Source organism: Microbacterium umsixpiens (genome assembly GCF_053543675.1).
On record NZ_JBLVOH010000127.1, the window covers coordinates 15,017 to 17,388 of the forward strand.

Consider the following 2,372-nt stretch of genomic DNA (forward strand, 5'->3'; position numbering starts at 1 on the left):
GCCGACCGCGGCGGACTACTTCGCGGAGATGGCCGCGAGGTCGACCGTCCAGCCTGCCGGCGTGTAAGACGCACCGACCAGGTTCGAGGTGGCGACGACGATGCCGGCGTTGTTCGCGAGGACTACGAAGGGCGAAGTCTCGTTCATGACCTTCTGCCAGGCGATCATCGCCTCGGCACGGCCTTCCGGCGTCACCTCGGCGTTCACGGCGTCGCTGGCCTCGACGGCGCGCGGATCTGCGCGCTCCACGGTCCATCCCGCGCGGGTCGAGGTCGAGGCGCCGGGTGCCATGTTGTTCACGAGCGAGTCCGCGGCCGGGTAGTTCAGGCTGTTCGGCGAGAAGTTGATCTCGTTCTTGCCCTCGGACTGCGACTGCAGGAAGACGTTGATCGGCTCGGGCTGGAGTTCGATCTCGATTCCGGCCTTCTTCGCGTCCTGCTGCACCTTCGTGACGATGGTGCCGAGGTCGACGCCACGATAGGTGATCGCCGGATACACCAGGTTCACCTTCGGCGCGGGGATGCCCGCCTCCTCGAGCAGCGACTTCGCCTTCTCGATGTCCTGCGGCTGCACCTCGGACTCGTCGAGCGCGCCGCCGAATGCGGGCGGGACGAGCCCGGCCGCGGCCGTCGCGCCCTCACCGAAGATCTCGGCGATCCCCGCACCGTCGACGCTGGCACGCAGCGCCGCGAGGAACGCCGGGTTGGAGGTGATCTCCGAGACGGCGGGATCCTGGTTCACGCTGAGGAAGTAGGAGGTGTCGGCGACCCCGGAGACCTGGAGGTCGTCAGAGAGCTCGGCCGCCTGTGGACCGGAGAGATCCAGGGCGATCTCGTCTGCCTTTGCGCGCGAGATCGTGAGCTTCTGGTTCTGGACGTCGACGTTCTGCACGACCACGCGCGAGTAGGCCGGGGCGTCGCCCCAGTAGTCCTCGTTCACCTCGAGCACGACCTTCGAGCTCGAGTCGTAGCTCTTGATCTTGTACGGACCGGAACCGAGGCTGACCTCGTCGAGCTGCGTGCCGATCGTGTCCGCGGAGGCTGCATCGGCCGCGTCGGTCGCGCCGAGCTTCTCCGCCTCCTCGGCGTTCAGGATGCTCGCCGCGGGCATCGCGAGGACGACCGGGACGTTCGGGTTCGGGGTCGGGCTGGTCACGACGACGGTGTCGTCACCGTCCGCGGCGAAGGTCAGCCCCTCGACGGTCTGGGAGGAGGACCCCTTGAGGTTCTGCAGGCGCGTGAGGCTGAACACGACGTCCTCCGCGGTCACCGCGGAGCCGTCGGCGAACGTGGCGTCCGGGTTCAACGTGAAGGTCCAGGTCGTGCCGTCGTCGGACTGCACCCACTCGCTGGCGAGTTCCGGCACGACAGTGGTGACGTCGGAGCCCTCGTACGTCACGAGCGTGTCGTACAGCGCGTGCACGATGATGTTGCCGGTCTGCTCGTAGACGAGTCCCGGGTCGAGGGTCTTCAGCACGAACGAGGTGTCGACCGTGAGGGTCCCACCGCCGCCCGAGGCTGCATTGTTCGATGAAGCTGAACAACCGGCGAGCACGAGTGCGGCGACGGCGAGAGATGAGGCCAGTGCGAGGGGTTTCGCGAAGGATGAAGTCATCGTCGATCTTCCTGTGATCAGGGGGCAGGACGCAGTAGAGTTCTGGGAAGTTGATCCGGTTGCTCGCGCGTTCGGGGGAACGGATTTCAATCTGATCGAGATTTTCAATCCGATTAAAAGATACAATCACATTGAAATCGAACATGCAACAGTCATCCGTTCGATCGAAAGGATCGATGAATCACGTGCTCGGCGAACGCCTCAAATCCCTCAGGGCCGCAAAGGGTCTCACCCTGCGGCAGCTCTCCGACCTGTCCGGCCTCTCGGTCAGCATGCTCAGCCAGATCGAGAGCGGCTCGGCCGACCCGAGTCTCGGTTCGCTGCGCAAGCTCGCCCAGGTGTTCGAAGCCTCGATCGCCACGCTGTTCAGCGATCCGGATGCCCCCAACGTGTCCGTCAGCCGGCCGGGCGCCCGGCATCGACTCAGCGGATCCGACGCGGGCTTCGTCTACGAGCGACTGACGCCGGGACGCGGCGACCTCGAAGTCCTCACCGCCGACATCCCCCCGGGGGCCGCGAGCTCCGCACACCCCTGGGGCCACCCGTCGACCGAGTGCGTCTTCGTCATCAGCGGGGAACTCACCGTCGAGATCGCGGGGCAGACGTACATCATCGTGGGCAGCGAGTCGATCACCTTCGACTCCCGCCAGCCGCATCGCTACATCAACGCCAGTGACGCGATGACCTCGATCGTCGTCTCGGTCACTCCCCCGTCCCCCTGACATCCCCGGCGCGACCACCGTCATCCGGGAAACGAA

Annotated in this window: 2 protein-coding genes; one reads left to right on the plus strand and one right to left on the minus strand. The window is 65.9% G+C overall.

All coding sequences use genetic code 11. The features are described from left to right. Positions 1–15: 15 nt before the first annotated feature. The gene (locus tag ACNPM4_RS12665) at positions 16–1,614 is read right to left on the minus strand and encodes an ABC transporter substrate-binding protein (protein WP_448985923.1); all 1,599 of its coding nucleotides are present in this window, start codon (positions 1,612–1,614) and stop codon (positions 16–18) included. A 176-nt stretch (positions 1,615–1,790) separates the two neighbouring features. Between ACNPM4_RS12665 and ACNPM4_RS12670 the strand changes: the two genes are divergently transcribed. Next, complete coding sequence (locus ACNPM4_RS12670) at positions 1,791–2,336, plus strand: helix-turn-helix domain-containing protein (protein WP_036302868.1); 546 nt, start codon at positions 1,791–1,793, stop codon at positions 2,334–2,336. The last annotated feature ends 36 nt before the right edge of the window (positions 2,337–2,372 follow it).